At 50.9% G+C, this 15,480-nt stretch carries 15 protein-coding genes; 9 read left to right on the top strand and 6 right to left on the bottom strand.

Features of this window, described 5'->3' with window-relative positions; genetic code table 11:
* The first annotated feature begins 24 nt into the window (after positions 1–24).
* The 3 genes from Q397_RS0108870 to Q397_RS0108860 all read left to right on the top strand — a co-directional run bounded on the left by Q397_RS0108870 (position 25) and on the right by Q397_RS0108860 (position 4,154).
* Positions 25–1,611, top strand: coding sequence for a hypothetical protein (locus tag Q397_RS0108870; RefSeq protein ID WP_028879120.1), 1,587 nt, complete (start codon positions 25–27; stop codon positions 1,609–1,611).
* Between the two features lie 65 nt (positions 1,612–1,676).
* Positions 1,677–2,576 carry an ATP-binding response regulator gene (locus Q397_RS0108865; RefSeq protein ID WP_028879119.1) on the top strand — a complete coding sequence of 300 codons (900 nt, stop codon included), beginning with the start codon at positions 1,677–1,679 and terminating at the stop codon, positions 2,574–2,576.
* A gap of 189 nt (positions 2,577–2,765) precedes the next feature.
* Entirely contained in the window at positions 2,766–4,154 is a 1,389-nt protein-coding gene (locus Q397_RS0108860) for a mannan-binding lectin (protein WP_028879118.1), read from the top strand.
* A 72-nt stretch (positions 4,155–4,226) separates the two neighbouring features.
* Here Q397_RS0108860 and metH read toward each other — a convergent pair whose 3' ends face one another.
* From metH to Q397_RS0108840, 4 genes are read right to left on the bottom strand one after another with little or no spacing between them, the layout of a single operon-like run.
* Complete coding sequence (gene metH, locus Q397_RS0108855) at positions 4,227–6,866, bottom strand: methionine synthase (RefSeq protein WP_028879117.1); 2,640 nt, start codon at positions 6,864–6,866, stop codon at positions 4,227–4,229.
* A gap of 21 nt (positions 6,867–6,887) precedes the next feature.
* Positions 6,888–7,955, bottom strand: a complete 1,068-nt coding sequence (locus Q397_RS25195; RefSeq protein ID WP_028879116.1) for a homocysteine S-methyltransferase family protein — start codon at positions 7,953–7,955, stop codon at positions 6,888–6,890.
* Positions 7,952–8,872 carry a methylenetetrahydrofolate reductase gene (metF, locus tag Q397_RS0108845; RefSeq protein WP_051609860.1) on the bottom strand — a complete coding sequence of 307 codons (921 nt, stop codon included), beginning with the start codon at positions 8,870–8,872 and terminating at the stop codon, positions 7,952–7,954. Before metF ends, Q397_RS25195 begins: the two co-directional genes overlap by 4 nt.
* 15 nt (positions 8,873–8,887) lie before the next feature.
* Positions 8,888–9,811, bottom strand: a complete 924-nt coding sequence (locus Q397_RS0108840) for an ArsR/SmtB family transcription factor (RefSeq protein ID WP_028879114.1) — start codon at positions 9,809–9,811, stop codon at positions 8,888–8,890.
* A 298-nt stretch (positions 9,812–10,109) separates the two neighbouring features.
* Here Q397_RS0108840 and Q397_RS0108835 point away from each other — a divergent pair, with 298 nt between their 5' ends.
* Both Q397_RS0108835 and Q397_RS21735 read left to right on the top strand, forming a co-directional pair.
* A complete protein-coding gene (locus Q397_RS0108835) occupies positions 10,110–10,919 on the top strand; it encodes an MlaA family lipoprotein (protein ID WP_038013283.1) in 810 nt (269 codons plus the stop codon).
* A gap of 14 nt (positions 10,920–10,933) precedes the next feature.
* Positions 10,934–11,578 (top strand): MlaC/ttg2D family ABC transporter substrate-binding protein, encoded by a 645-nt coding sequence (locus Q397_RS21735; protein ID WP_051609859.1) that lies wholly within the window; start codon positions 10,934–10,936, stop codon positions 11,576–11,578.
* Between the two features lie 59 nt (positions 11,579–11,637).
* On the opposite strand, the gene Q397_RS0108825 is transcribed toward Q397_RS21735, so the two are convergent.
* The gene (locus Q397_RS0108825) at positions 11,638–12,294 is read right to left on the bottom strand and encodes a pseudouridine synthase (protein ID WP_028879112.1); all 657 of its coding nucleotides are present in this window, start codon (positions 12,292–12,294) and stop codon (positions 11,638–11,640) included.
* Positions 12,295–12,577: 283 nt separating this feature from the next.
* Between Q397_RS0108825 and Q397_RS21730 the strand changes: the two genes are divergently transcribed.
* Together Q397_RS21730 and Q397_RS0108815 are read left to right on the top strand one after the other, a co-directional pair.
* Positions 12,578–13,186: a cell wall hydrolase gene (locus Q397_RS21730; RefSeq protein ID WP_051609858.1), complete on the top strand. Its 609-nt coding sequence runs from the start codon at positions 12,578–12,580 to the stop codon at positions 13,184–13,186.
* A 71-nt stretch (positions 13,187–13,257) separates the two neighbouring features.
* Positions 13,258–13,761, top strand: a complete 504-nt coding sequence (locus tag Q397_RS0108815) for a peroxiredoxin (RefSeq protein ID WP_028879111.1) — start codon at positions 13,258–13,260, stop codon at positions 13,759–13,761.
* A 22-nt stretch (positions 13,762–13,783) separates the two neighbouring features.
* Here the strand turns inward: Q397_RS0108815 and Q397_RS0108810 are convergent, their stop codons facing one another.
* Entirely contained in the window at positions 13,784–14,515 is a 732-nt protein-coding gene (locus tag Q397_RS0108810) for a ZIP family metal transporter (protein WP_038013280.1), read from the bottom strand.
* Between the two features lie 140 nt (positions 14,516–14,655).
* On the opposite strand from Q397_RS0108810, the gene Q397_RS0108805 reads away from it, so the two are divergent.
* Positions 14,656–15,156: a DUF4405 domain-containing protein gene (locus Q397_RS0108805; RefSeq protein WP_028879109.1), complete on the top strand. Its 501-nt coding sequence runs from the start codon at positions 14,656–14,658 to the stop codon at positions 15,154–15,156.
* Positions 15,157–15,240: 84 nt separating this feature from the next.
* On the top strand, positions 15,241–15,480 hold a 240-nt coding region (locus Q397_RS21725), incomplete at its 3' end, for a transposase (protein ID WP_028878626.1).

Raw genomic sequence — 15,480 nt, 5'->3', positions numbered from 1 at the left:
AGATTAGGGATAAAGAGGTTAAAAATGATGCGCAGAAACCTGATTATAACAGCATTGATGTTAGGCACAGTCGCGCTCGGCCTCACCGCGTGTAAAAAAGAGCCCGAACCCCCTAAGGTTCAGGCGCCGGTTAAAATAGAATTCAATGCCAAAACGGCCCTGCCCAAACTTGAAAAACGCATCAGCACCCAAAACATCGATGCCTCCCCTTTATCCCGGGATGCCGATTACATTCAGCTTTCCAGCCACTTTGAAACTGCGAGCCAAGATATCACTCCTTTGCTTGGCGACATCGTTTCGGATGACACCGTCAGTGTCATCTTCATGGCTCATGTCAAAAATGGCGATGACCTGAAATTCCCGCCCGTTCCGCTGTTCATCTTTGATCGCAAAGAGAAAAGCTGGGCCACCAGCTACCAGGCAAAAGGCACACTAACCCCCCTCTTTGTCGAACGACGCGCCCCCTTTACCCTCAGTCTGGAAATGATCCTGCTCAAAGATACGCTGGACGGACTGACAAAAGATGCAGAGGCCATCGTTCAAGCCTACAGCCAAAAACATGCGCTCTATTCCGCAACCCGCCTTGGGGAGCTGTCAAAGCGCGCGGACGACTTTTCCCAACGTATTGCCCTTGTGGAAGAAGCGAGCCTAAAGGATGTTGCAACCTTCAACATTTCCTATCTGGAAAACTTTGGCACCTCGCTCGACCTCAAGGGTAAAACGGGCGAAACCGTCATCCAAAGCATCCTCAGCGTCAGCGGTCAAAATTCTGTCCTGCCGCTTCACCACAATGAACCGCCAAGCTATAGCGCCTTATTGACCCACAAGATCGGGGATCAAAGCGCGCGCCTTGCACTTGGCGATCTGGAAAACGGATTCTGGCGCGTCCCCGCAGAGGCCCTACACCCCACCTGTAAAGCCATTCAGGGCGCATTGAGCGAACGTTTGGGTCTGTCGCGTAAAGACGGTGCCATTGTCCTCTGGCGCATGATGCAACCCCATGCACTGTTCGCTGACGAGATTGATTACAGAGCCCAGTGCAGTGGCGAGGACCTTGCCGTTCTGTTGACTGAAGCGGGCTTTACTCTGCCGCCTGCGCAGGCCGTCCGCCCCAGCAATGCGACAGAAAAAGCCATGAACCGGACCTTAAGTAAAATCGCGACTTTGCTGAAAAACACCAAGGATCAAAACCTTGCACAAATCGTGGAGTTGATGAAAGATCAGGTTGTCGTGCGCGACCAGGCACGCTTGCTGTTTTCTAACGCACCGGACCAGTTGATCGATAGTCAGGAAGAACTGATCGCCCCCAGCATGGACCGCGAAGAAGCCGCTGAATATTTAATGATGCTGCCCGTCAAAGCATATGGTTGTTATAGTCGCGGACAGGGGCAGGTTGGTAGCCATCGTGCAACTTTGCTCACGTTAGAAAATGATCCCAACCTCTGGTACCTGAATATGGGCTTTGATGAAGAGAACAAAGTCTCCGGCTTTCAATTGCGTCGCGCCGACCAACTGGATTTTTGCCGCGCCATCGGCGGACGGACAGGGGCCAATCGCTGTACATTTTCCGGCACCTCTTTCCCCGGACTAGAACATGAACGCTGTGGATAATTCCTTTGCTCCCTTGTTTTCCTCCTTTAATTCCCCTTTACTGATACAGGACGGGACACTTTAGAATGATCACCCCAGCTATTCGACTGTTGATCGCTGATGACTATCCTGATGCGCGCGACCTGTTGTTTCATCAACTGCGCGGGCCACGTTATCGCGTCGATATGCGCGAAAGTGCCGAAGATGTTCTAAACGCCCTAAAGGATAATCATCAAGAATATGACGTGGTCTTGCTGGACATGAAAATGCCCGGTGGTATGTCGGGTCTTGACTGTCTGAAGGTCATCAAATCGACGGAGAAAAGCAGGCACCTCCCCGTTATTCTGCAAACCTGCAGCACCGATCCAAATACAATTACTGAAGCCCTGAAAGAAGGCGCATATTATTTTCTGGAAAAAACGACAGAACAAAAACTGCTGGAAGCGGTTATTCAATCCGCCATGGAATATAAAACCCGCTTCAAGGAAATAGAGGAAGAAAAGCAATCCTTAAAATCCGGCCTGCGGTTTGTCGAACAGGCAAGTTTCCGCATCCGAACTCTCTCGGAAATAAGCATCCTGACCGGTCTTCTCTCTTCAGCCTATCCTGACCCCGACCGTGTCACCGTAGGTATCCATGAACTGTTGACCAACGCGATTGAACACGGAAATCTCGAGATCTCTTATGATGGGAAAAGTCAGCTCATCATGGAAGATAAATGGAAAAGCGAAATCGAACATCGCCTCAACCTGCCCGAATTTAAGGACAGGTCTGTCAAAGTCGAACTGGTGCGGAGCGCCAAGGCGATTGACCTGACGATTACCGATCAAGGCAAAGGCTTCGACTGCGAGAATTTCATGGAAATCGACCCCTGCCGCCTGTTTGCCCCCCATGGGCGCGGCATTGCCGTCGCCAAATCCATGTCCTTTGACAAGCTGAGCTATGTCGGCAAAGGCAATCAGGTCATCGCAACCGTTTACCTTTAAATCCCTCCTCTGCCACTGCCCCTTTGCCACTGATGGGTCGTAAAATCGAATAGCACAGCCATTTATACACTTATTAATTACATATTACTTAAGATTGTAAATATAAATTGAATTTTAGCCTATTCCATATAAAGTGTAACATATGAATATAAAACATCTTTAGGTAACTAAAGAATGGAGGAGACTTATATGAAGACACTTAACAAACTCTTGCTGACGGGCGTTTTTTGCGCCTGCATCGGCTTCATGACACATTCATCTACGGCTTTGGCGGCAACGCCGTCTGACTGTACGGTCGATCAAAACTGGATCACATCCCCTTCCATGCCGACGGAAGTCAAGAAAAGCGGCAGTGATGGTACATCCAACTTCTGCGACTTTTACCAGTTTTCCTGGCAAGCCTACTTCTACCTGATGTCGCCCGTCACACCGGGCAGCGACACGCGTCAGTTTCAGGTCAATGCCAATTTCCCGCTGATTGAATTTAACGCCGACGGCAGTCCAGCCAATTCCTGTGATGATGTAGTCGATCACCACTCTTTGCGCACAGGGCTGGATAAGACACAATTCACAACCCATCAAGCAGGCGGCGGGGACGTCATTTTTGATCAACATGGCAATGCTGCCTTTTATGATATGCGCTTCAACCGGGCCATGTGTGACCTGTCCGGCAGCGCTGTGGAACAGGCGAAAAAAGGCATCACCAACTTTCCCACCGGCACAACCGAATTGAAATTCGGCTGGAAAATCCTGAGCACAGACGAAATCAGCGCAGGCACTTTTCTGACCAAAAAAATCGAAGCCGGTGAACTCGCAGGTAAAACACTCGGGCTAATCGGCATGCATCTGGCAATTGCAACAGATGACCATCCGGAATTTGTCTGGGCATCCTTTGAACATAACGACAATGCGCCAAACTGCGGGGAAACCAGCAACCGCGCCTGGTCCTTCACCAGCCAGCAATGTGCCTCCAAACTACCGGGCGCCTTTACGTCTAAAGATCCAGCGTGCAACTTCAACAAAGCGGAAAAAACATCCAATATTACCGGTACACCAAGCGAAGTCTGTCGCCAGTATCCCGACGGTACAGCCAATGGTGATTTGAAAGCTGACGAAAACCGCGCCGACATTACGGCCGCCAACGACACACAAATGCAGTTGTTGAAAAACTACTTCATCTTAGGCGCCTTGTGGGTCAGCCATATCGACCAAGACTCAGACATTGGCAATCAACGCGGTTCCCTACGTTTGGCGAACCCGATTGCAGAAACGACCTTCCAGAACGTTGACCTGAACGCGGGCTTCATTTCCAACTGTTTTGGCTGTCACAATTATGCCGGGACAAAAACCGCGAACCCCAACAACATTACATCCGGCAACCTGAGCCATATCTTCTTTGATATTCAAACAGGTCAAGGCAATGCGGTGGATATCCAGACGTCCAAGGTCATCATGAACAACTCCAAGGCCAAAGACATCTGCGAAAGCACGTGTTCCAGCTATGACCTGAGCTGGAACGGCAACTGGACCAACGAAGTAACGGGCACCAACTCTGTCTGTGGCTGTAAAGCCAAATAGACCAATCCCCTTACCAACGAGAAAGAGCCCCGTTTTAAAGCGGGGCTCTGTGCTCATTCAAGTCTATCGGCTTTATTCCGGGTCATACCCCAAAACAGGTGACAGAAGCGTTTCTGCTTCGCTCAGGCTAATGCCTTTGCGACGGGCATAATCTTCGGCCTGATCTTTTTCCACACGACCCACACCAAAATATTTGGCTTCAGGGTGGGCAAAGTAAAAGCCACTGACCGCTGCCGTCGGGGTCATGGCAAACCCTTCGGTCAGTTCGATTCCCGCTTCGGCTGGTGCATTCAGAATGTCAAACAGAGTAACTTTCTCTGAATGTTCCGGACAGGCCGGATAGCCCGGTGCCGGACGGATGCCCTGATACTGTTCTTTGATCAAAGCATCGTTATCCAGATTTTCATCTGCCGCATAGCCCCAGAACTCTTTGCGCACACGTTCGTGCATATGTTCGGCAAAAGCTTCTGCCAGACGATCTGCCAAGGCTTTCAACAGGATTGAGCGATAGTCATCATGCTCGGCCTCAAACTCGGCCAGCTTCACATCAATGCCGTGACCAGCGGTGACTGCAAAGCCGCCCATATAATCTTCCCCGCTTGGGGCGATATAGTCAGCTAGACAGTTATCATAACGGCCTTCGGCTTTCGGGATCTGTTGACGCACCATATGGAAGGCCGCCAGATCTTCGCGGCGATCTTCATCTTTAAACAGGCGGATGCTGTCATCTTCGGTTGCGTTTGCCGGCCAGAAGCCGATCACCGCTTTTGCCGTCAGCCATTTTTCCGCAATGATCTGCTTCAACATCGCTTGGGCATCATCAAACAGGTTGCGCGCAGTTTCGCCCACCACCTCGTCTTGTAGGATTTTCGGGTAGTTCCCTGCCAATTCCCATGTGCGGAAAAACGGCGTCCAGTCGATGCGATCCACCAATTCTTCCAACGGATAATCGTCAAACGTTTTGGTTCCGAGGAAAGCAGGCTTCACGACCTTAAAGGTCTGCCAGTCAATCGGCTGACGGGCCGCACGGGCTTCCTCAATACTGATTTTATTGCCTGTCTTCTGCTTCTTTGCGCGCGCTTCACGGACTTTCTTATATTCTTGTGCGATGTCCGCTTCATACTGCGCGCGTTTTACGGGCGACAACAGATTAGAACAAACACCGACCGCACGCGACGCATCCAGCACATGGATGGTCGGGTGCTGATAATTCGGATCAATCTTGACCGCCGTATGGACTTTGGAGGTGGTCGCACCGCCGACCAGCAACGGGATATCCATGTTCAAGCGCTTCATCTCTTTCGCGACATTGACCATTTCTTCCAATGACGGGGTAATCAGACCGGACAAGCCAATGATATCGACCTTATGATCATTCGCCGCTTGCAAAATATCCTGTGTCGGCACCATCACCCCAAGGTCGATGACCTCAAAGTTGTTACATTGCAGGACAACACCCACGATATTTTTACCGATATCATGCACGTCGCCTTTGACGGTTGCCATCAGGACTTTGCCTGCGCTTTCCGATCCGGCTTCTTTACCTTCTTCAATAAACGGCATCAGATAGGCCACGGCCTTTTTCATCACACGCGCGGACTTCACCACCTGCGGCAAGAACATTTTACCCGCACCAAACAGATCGCCCACCACGTTCATGCCATCCATCAACGGTCCCTCGATTACCTCGATCGGTTGATCAAACTGCTGACGAGCTTCTTCGGTATCTTCGGTGATAAACTGGTCAATCCCTTTCACCAAAGCAAAAGACAGGCGTTCTGCCACCGGTTTTTCACGCCAGGACAAATCAATGGTTGCCGCTTTGGACCCGCCTTTGCTTTTATATTCATCCGCAATTTCCAACAGGCGATCTGTGGCATCGTCGCGACGGTTCAGGATCACATCCTCCACGCGTTCACGCAGTTCTTTCGGGATTTCATCGTAAACTTCTAGCTGGGCCGGGTTCACGATCCCCATGTCCATCCCCGCCTGAACGGCGTAATAAAGAAAGACCGAGTGCATGGCTTCACGGACCGGATTGTTCCCCCGGAAGGAGAACGACACGTTCGATAAACCACCCGAGATATGACAGTGCGGGCATTGTTCGCGGATAATGCGGGTCGCTTCGATAAAGTCGACTGCATAATTGTTATGTTCTTCAATACCCGTTGCGACCGCAAAGATGTTCGGGTCAAAAATGATATCTTCCGGCGGGAAGCCCACTTCATTGACCAGCACATCATAAGACCGTTTACAAATTTCGACCTTACGTTCTTTTGTGTCAGCTTGGCCTTTTTCATCAAAGGCCATGACAACAACGGCTGCGCCATAGCGTTTGATCTTCTTGGCTTGCTCGACGAACTGCTCTTTTCCCTCTTTCAAGGAGATCGAGTTTACGATGGCCTTGCCTTGCACACACTGCAAGCCCGCTTCGATTACGGACCATTTAGAACTGTCGATCATCACAGGGACGCGCGCGATATCCGGTTCTGCCGCAATCAGGTTGAGAAAACGAACCATCGCCTTCTCACTGTCCAGCATGGCATCATCCATGTTGATATCGATCACGTTTGCACCGTTTTCCACCTGCTGTAATGCAACGCTTAGGGCTTCGTCATACTGTTCTTCCGCGATCAGGCGTTTGAACTTGGCAGATCCAGCCACGTTTGTGCGCTCGCCGATATTGATAAATGTAGCTTGTTGAGTTGTCATTTTTCGAACTTCCGGCTTTCGTTAGGACGCAACATTGAAGGGTTCCAGACCGGACAGACGCATTTTCACATCCAGTTCCGGCACCTGACGCGGGGTAATCCCCTTCACCGAGTCCGCAATTACTTTAATGTGGGCCGGCGTTGTTCCACAACAGCCACCAACCACATTGATCAGGCCGCTCTGTGCCCATTCTTTCAACGCTTCGCCCATTTCCTCCGGTGTTTCATCATACCCCCCCATCTCGTTTGGCAAGCCAGCGTTGGGATAGGTTGAGACGCGCACGTCAGCAACGGACGACAAGGCCGCGATATGCGGACGCATCAAGTCAGCCCCAAGCGCGCAGTTCAACCCAACAGAAAAGGGGTTCACGTGACGGATCGAGTTCCAGAACGCCTCTGCCGTTTGACCCGACAGGGTGCGGCCAGATGCATCGGTCAAAGTCCCTGAAATCATGATCGGCACGCGCCAACCTTGCTCGTCAAACAATTCTTCAATCGCAAACAGGGCGGCTTTCGCGTTTAAGGTATCAAAGATGGTTTCCACGATCAGAATATCCGATCCGCCTTCCAACAAACCTTGCGCCGCTGATTTATAGGCAATGCGCAACTCATCAAAGCTGACGTTACGATAGCCGGGATCATTCACATCCGGACTGATAGAACAAGTTCGGTTGGTCGGTCCCATGGCACCAGCCACCAGTCGCGGACGATCCGGTGTCTTGGCGGTCATTTCATCCGCGACCTCACGGGCGATACGCGCGCTTTCCACGTTCATTTCATAAGCCAGATCTTCCATGGCATAATCAGCTTGCGCGATGGTGGTGGAGGAAAAGGTGTTTGTGCCCAAGATATCCGCCCCTGCTTCCAGATATTCGCGGTGGATTTCCTTGATCACGTCCGGCTTGGTAATCGACAGCAAATCATTATTGCCTTTAACGTCTTGTTTCCAATCGGCGAAACGCTCCCCGCGGTAATCTTCCTCTTCCAGCTTGTAGCGCTGAATCATGGTGCCCATCGCGCCATCAAGGACGATGATACGTTTTTTGGACTCGGCTTCTAAATAAGCCAGACGGTCTTCACGGGTACTCATGATTGGGCTCCTTTCGGGCGAACACCAAGAATATGGCAGAAAGCATAGGTCAAATCTGCACGATTCAATGTATAGAAATGGAAATCGTTGACGCCGTTGGCATGCAACACGCGACACAGCTCGGACGCAACGGTTGCCGCAACCAGCTTGCGGGTTTCCGGCTCGTCATCCAGACCTTCAAACAGGTCCGCCATCCATGCCGGGACTTTTGTGTTACAAGCCGCAGAAAACTTCAGCACTTGTTTAAAGTTTGTCACTGGCAAAATCCCCGGCACGATCGGCACATTTACGCCAGCCGCAACCGCTTTATCGCGATAGCGCAGGAAAGTTTCCGCTTCAAAGAAATATTGTGTGATGACACGGTTTGCCCCAGCATCGACTTTCTTTTTTAGATAATCGATATCAAACTGGGCAGACGGCGCATCCGGGTGTGTTTCGGGATAGCCCGCCACGCTGATTTCAAAATCATGGCGTTTTTTAAGGCCTTCCACCAGATCAACCGCGTAGGCATAACCATCAGGGTGTGGTGTGTACCCATTTGCGCCTTCTTCCGGATCACCGCGCAACGCGACGATATGGCGGATACCTTCTTCCCAATAGCGATCGGCAATTTCGTCAATCTCGGCCTTGCTGGAACCCACACAGGTCAAATGCGCTGCCGCAACCATGCTGGTGTCTTTTTGGATCCCGACCACCGTGTTGTGGGTCCGTTCACGCGTGGTCCCGCCCGCCCCGTAGGTCACAGACACAAATTTTGGACCCAGCGGCTCCAGTCGCTTCAGGGATGCCCACAGGGTTTCTTCCATTTTCTCCGTCTTCGGCGGGAAAAATTCAAAAGAAACGCTCACGTCTCTCGGCAGGGGGGCCGCGACGGGGATACCACTTAGCACGGCTTTTTGTTCATCTAGAAGGGTCACTTCATATACTCCAGTTTATTTCTCGGCGATCCAAAGGGTCACTGTTAAAGGCGTGCCGGGCAGATGTTTTACGTGGGTGACGTTCAATCCACAATCACGGCAAATTCTTGAAATTTCTTCGTCGCTAAACCCCAGTCGATGATGCTGGTACTGGGTGCGTAATGTTTCTTCTTCATGGGGGGCAAAATCAACGATGGCCAATTTACCGTTTTTGCGCAAAACGCGGGCGGCTTCCCCAATCGCGGTTGCAGGCTCGTCTGTATAGTGCAAAACCTGATGGATGGTGACCAGATCAAAACTGTCAGCACTAAAGGGCACTTGATACATATCGCCCTGACGCACCGCACAGTTACCCAGCTCGCCTTCTTCGATTTTCGCCCGCGCAATCGCCAACATCTCAGACGACAGATCGACGCCCCAGCCCTGCTTTATGTATGGCGAAAACAGCTCCAGCAGACGGCCTGTTCCAGTGCCAATATCCAGCAGTTCTTCCGTCCCCGTCAAGGTGACCAGATCACGAAGGGCGGCCTCCACTTCCTGATCATCGACGTGCAGAGCCCGAATTTCACCCCAGCTTTTAGCGTTGGTATTAAAAAAGGCGGCGGCTTTTGCCGCACGTTCCTGCTTCACTTCATCCAAACGTTGCAGGTCACGCACAATCACTTCATCATCGTAAGGGATAACATTGACGAGTTTTTCAACCATGCTCGCATTGTGGGGTTCTGCCGACAAACGGTGAAAAACCCAGCTACCTTCACGCAACCGCTGAAGCAATCCGGCTTCACACAATAACTTGAGATGGCGAGAAACCCGCGGCTGGCTTTGCCCTAAAATATGCACCAATTCAGAAACGGTCAGGTCACCTTGGGCGCACAGGGCCATCACGCGCATGCGCGTCGGCTCACCAATTGCTTTCAAAGCTGATAAAATAGCGTCCATACTCACCCCATCGGATAAAATCGATTTAAGATATAAAGATATCTTTATGTGATTGCAACAGGAATTTTTGAACTTGTTGCATATATGTAACACCTATCAGAAATTGATACTCCTACTACTTGTCGAAGGACTAGTCTTTTGTGTTCCGCTATGGTAGTTCAATATCTACATTTGCATACATGGGGGTGAGAGTATTTTGTCTTACTAGCAATGCAAGTGCGTATTGTAATTCAGTGAACTGATCTCTATATCATTGAAATACAACTAAATTGGGAATGATTTTTTAACAAAACGGTGTATGATGACAAAGCCCGTAAAAACAAAAAGATGGCTAAAAAATATTACCGGAATCGCCGCTATTGGCGTGATTCTCGCAGGCTGTGCTAGCCAGCAACAAAACGCAGACGACGTAAATGATCCGATTGAGGGTCTGAACCGCGTTGTCTTCGGTTTCAACACTGTGTTGGATGTGTGGTTCCTGCGTCCTGCAGCAACCCTATATCGTGGTCTGTTGCCGCCGCCCGTCCAGGACGGCATTCACAATATGCTGGCTAACCTGAGCGCCCCGGTTGTTCTTTTGAACGACGTCTTGCAGGGCGAGGGTGCGCGCGCCGGTACAACTGCTGCACGTTTTGCCATCAACAGCACGGTAGGTGTGTTGGGCTTTGGCGATCCGGCAAGCGGCATGGGCTACAAAAAACATGACGAAGATTTTGGTCAGACACTCGGCGTCTGGGGTGTCGGCGAAGGTCCGTACATCGTTCTGCCGATCTTTGGTCCAAGCAACCCGCGTGACGCAGTTGGTCGCGTTGTCGATTACTTTGCCGACCCGCTGAACATGTGGGCACGCAATACAGATCGTGACGGCATCACAATTGGTCGCGGCGTTTTGACAGCGGTTGATACACGTGCGTATTACTATGATGCGATCGAAGACATCCGCAACAACTCGCTTGACCCCTACGCCTCCTTCAGAAGCCTCTACCGCCAACGTCGTGAAGCGGCGATCCAGAACAATGATGGCCCGAAAGTGCAGAACTCACCGGAACTGTCATATGATTTTGATGCCCCTTCACCGGGTGACGAAGAACTGACAGAAGCACGATAAGGATAAGCCTCATCATGATGACCAGACGTTTTTTCACAGGCGCGGCTCTTTCTCTAGCAATTGCTTTCGCGTCTAGCACAGCCTTTGCTAGTGGCTTTGGGAAAGAAGCAGAAACTTTCATTCAGACCATGGCTGATAAAGCCATGGCCTCCTTCCGCACGCAGGAAGAAGGTCAGCGAAATGAAGAGTTTCGCACCCTTTTGAATGAAGGCTTTGATGTTCGCGCGATCGGAAAATGGGTTCTGGGCCGTTATTGGCGCAAGGCTTCAGAAGCTGAGAAAGAAGAATATCTCAAGCTCTTTGAAGACTTCATCATCGTGACCTACTCCAAACGCTTTGAAGATTATTCCGGTGACGACATTAGCCTGACCGTCACCGAATCTTTAGAGAAGAACGATTCTGACGCCATTGTGCGCTCGAAAATCGAACGTCCCAACGTTGCTGAACCTATTCTGGTTGACTGGCGCGTCAAACAGAACAAAGACGGCGAAAAGAAAGTCGTTGATGTCTTGATCGCCGGCGTCAGCATGAGCCAGACCCAGCGTGCGGAATTTGTCTCTGTCATCAAACGTGGTGGAGATAATGTCTCCAGCTTGATCGAGGCTCTACGCAGCAAAACAGAACAACTGGCCAGTAACGTCAATACGGCTACCCAATAAAATATTTGTTTTACATTCCTAATAAAAAAGCTGCCCGCCATCGGCAGCTTTTTTTATGCCTAAAACTCACACGGCGCCATAAAAGACAAACGCTTGCCCGTCATCGGGTGATCAAACGATAACATTTCAGCATGTAAACAAAGCCGTGCACTTTTTGAGATCACGCTTTGCGGCGCATAAAAACGATCCCCAAGGATCGGATGCCCCAAAGAGAGACAATGGACCCGCAACTGATGCGACCGCCCCGTCACAGGCGTCAGCGCCAATCGTGTTACCGCTTCCTCTTCTCGACGCGTCAGGACACGCCATCGGGTCAGTGCTTTTTTCCCCAACTCAGTATCAACCATCTGCAAAGGTCTGTTGGGCCAATCACAGCGCAAGGGCAAATCCACCTGCCCTTCTTCATCTGCCACCAGACCGTCGACCAGACAGACATATTCTTTCGTAACCGTTTTGATTTCAAACTGTTTGGAAAGGTGGCGATGCGTCTCCTTATCAAAGGCCATCACAATCGCCCCAGACGTGTCCATATCCAAACGATGAACCACCAGCGCGCCCCCATACGCCGCCTCAACACGGCTTTGCAGACTATCTTTATGATCTTGCGCCCGGCCCGGCACAGATAACAGACCTGCGGGTTTGTTCAGAACAATTAGATTCTCATCTCGATATAAAACCTCAAGCGGGTCCGCGGGCGGGGTGTAAACGAAGCTCATTTCGATAACATTTCAAATGGGGTGAAAAGGTCACTCAAATTAGAAATTCCCGTCCCTTTATGCAACAAAATTACGTTCTCGAAACATTATACCGCAATGCAACATAACCCCCTTGACTTCATATGCAGTTTTACATATATAACCCCTGCGTTGAGAGAAACGCGCTAAAGTCCGACCCCCCAGCCAACGACCATTTTTTGGCACAGACTTTAACGAGAAGCGATCAACTAGATTGATCGACGCTATTGTCGGACCATTTTTGAAACAAAATGTGGATAAATAAATGAGTTCGCACAATAAGACGGCGCGCCCCTGTATCGGGCGGCTGGTTGCTATGATATTTGTATGTGCCGCCCTATTTTTTAGCGTCACCGGCTTTAAAAAAGTCGACCCCATCCCCCAAAAGACCCTGAGTCAGGACTTTGCAGGCCAACTCGGCACGATCATGTCCCATAACCTTGTGGTCAACACAACAGAAACCCGCTGCCTTGCCCTCAACATCTATTGGGAAGCCCGCTCCGAACCTTTGGAAGGCCAGTTGGCCGTTGCCGGTGTCACCATGAACCGTGTTGCCGATAGCCGCTTCCCTGACACGATTTGCGATGTGGTACAGGAATCGAAAAGCCGATACCGCTTGCACCGTTGCCAGTTTTCTTGGTGGTGCGACGGGAAAAAGGACGACCCGCAGGAACTCACGGCATGGCGCAGCGCCCAACAAGTCGCCCGCCTTTACCTTGCCGGCATCTACACAGATCCCACCAGACAAGCCAAATGGTATCATGCCGATTACGTCAACCCGGTATGGGCAGACCGCCTCAACCGCACGACCCAGATCGGACGCCACATTTTTTATTCTGATCAAACAGAAACACAGACCGCCTCTTTAAATTAATGCAAACCTGCCATTGCTTCGCGGATTTCAAGTGCTTATATCCGTCTTCTACATATTTAGGAGATAGATTTATGACGGTTCAAATCGGCGACAAACTTCCCGACGGCGTCTTGGCAGAATCCACGCAATTTGGCGATGCCTGCCCCCTTGGCCCAGAACAGGTCAACGTTCATGAGGCCGTGGCAGGGAAAACAATTGCCATTTTTGCGGTACCCGGCGCCTACACCCCCACCTGTTCCGCCCAACATGTTCCGGGCTATGTGGAAAACCTGGATGCACTCAAAGCCAAAGGTGTGGATGAAGTCTGGTGTGTCGCAACCAATGACGGTTTTGTCATGGCTGCATGGGGCAAGGACCAAAACGCCATCGGTAAAATCCGTTTCCTTGGCGATGGCAGTGCGATTTGGGCAAAAGCGCTCGGTCTTGAGTTCGACTTGAATGCCCGCGGCATGGGGACGCGCCTACAACGTTTCTCCATGCTCGTAAAAGACGGCACCATCACACAGTTGAATGTGGAAGAGGGCGGCAAGTTCGAAGTTTCCAACGCGGAAACTCTGCTCGCTCAACTCGGCTAACAGGGGTAATGGGCGTGATCGTTCACAACATCATGTGACCGATCAGGCCCAACCCAAACCCCATGACCGCACCCAAAGGCGGCGCCCATTTTCGTTTTAGATAAGCCTGCGGGGCGATATCTTGAAAAACTAGATACAGAATCCCCCCGGCGGCAAACATCATAATCCCGCCCATGATCGCGGGCTGTGCGGACAAAAAAGTCATGCCAATAAAGGCCGATAACGGCCCCATCAGGGAAATGGCAAAAAACCAGATTAAAATCACCTTTGCCTTATGCCTGCCCCGATCAATAATTTCCCGATAGGCATTGAACCCTTCCGGCAGGTTTTGCAAACCGATCAGCAGCACCAGCAATAAGGCGGAGCCTTTATCCTCTAGCAGAATCGCGCCAAGCGCCATAGCTTCGGGGATAAAATCGGACACCATGGCGATCAGCTGCGAAAACCGTCCCCCATGACTTTGAATCACCCGATCCAGTCCATAAAAACACACGCCCCCCGCAAAAAACCATGCGACCGCCCAAAAAGGCGGCGTGGTTTCAATCCCTTTCGGCACCAGCACAAGAGAAACCGCCGCGATTAACGCGCCCCCGCCAAACGCGATGACACTGTGGCGGAACTCTTTCTCCAGCCACTTGGGGTGAATATGTTCAATACGGGCAAACAGTGCCCCAAACGGGATCGCAATCCCGGCAAGCATTGAATAAATAAGCGCGATCCCCCATTGCGGGAGACTGTCTAAGAACTCTAACATCTGATTAGCGGCTCATCACTGGGTTTTATAACTCTTCTAATCGTAACAGGACGTTACAAATGCCCCGTTTCAGGACATACTACTGAAACACAAAGAGCGTAAATATCCTATATTCTTTTTTATACAATGAAGTTTGTCCCATGAAACAATTTCTACGCACCTATGGCACCACGCTGACAATCGGTTTGTTTGCCGTGTCGACCATCTCAGGCGTTTTTCTGTTTTTCCACATTTGGTCACGCACCTTCCACGCTATGCATGAATGGCTTTCCATGGTGCTTTTGATCCCTGTGGTCTTTCACGTCTGGCGCAACTGGCCAGCCTTCTCGAAGTACTTTCAACGAAAGAGCATCTACATCGCGCTCGGCCTCTCCCTCGTTGCCAGCCTTGCCTTTGCCTATCCGGCCCTCACCGGGGAAAGTACGGGCAATAACCCCATGCGCGCGGCTGTCAGCGCCGTCCAAAAAGGCACCGTTCAACAGATCGCCCCCCTCTTTGACCTGACACCGCAAGCCCTCAAAGAACGGCTGGAACAAAAAGGTTACACGGTCACCAGCCTGGATCAAAAACTCTCGTCCATCGCCAAAAAGTCCGGCAAAGACCGCGGCCCCTCCCTCATCACCGATATCTCCACCCCGTAGACAGGAGAAAGGCACCTCATTTAAGGTGCCTCAGATTGCTGACAAAGGTCTCGCCTTGGCGAGGCCTTTGTGATTCAATGAGGAATGCTTAAAAAACGCGGTCCTCAACAAACGGAACTTGAGATGGTCAGTCTGGATAGTCTGGTTCCGTCCAACCATCTTTTGCGCAAAATTGATGCGCATATTGATTTCAGTTTCATTCACGACAAAGTGGCGCCTTTATATTGCGCCGATAATGGTCGACCTCCGCTTGATCCGACTATGTTGTTTAAGGCTTTACTGGTCGGTTATCTCTTTGGCATTCGCTCCGAGCGTCAGTTGGTG

Origin of the sequence: Terasakiella pusilla DSM 6293, assembly GCF_000688235.1 — a bacterium.
Classification (GTDB): domain Bacteria; phylum Pseudomonadota; class Alphaproteobacteria; order Rhodospirillales; family Terasakiellaceae; genus Terasakiella; species Terasakiella pusilla.
This window is presented reverse-complemented; position numbering and strand designations above follow the sequence as displayed.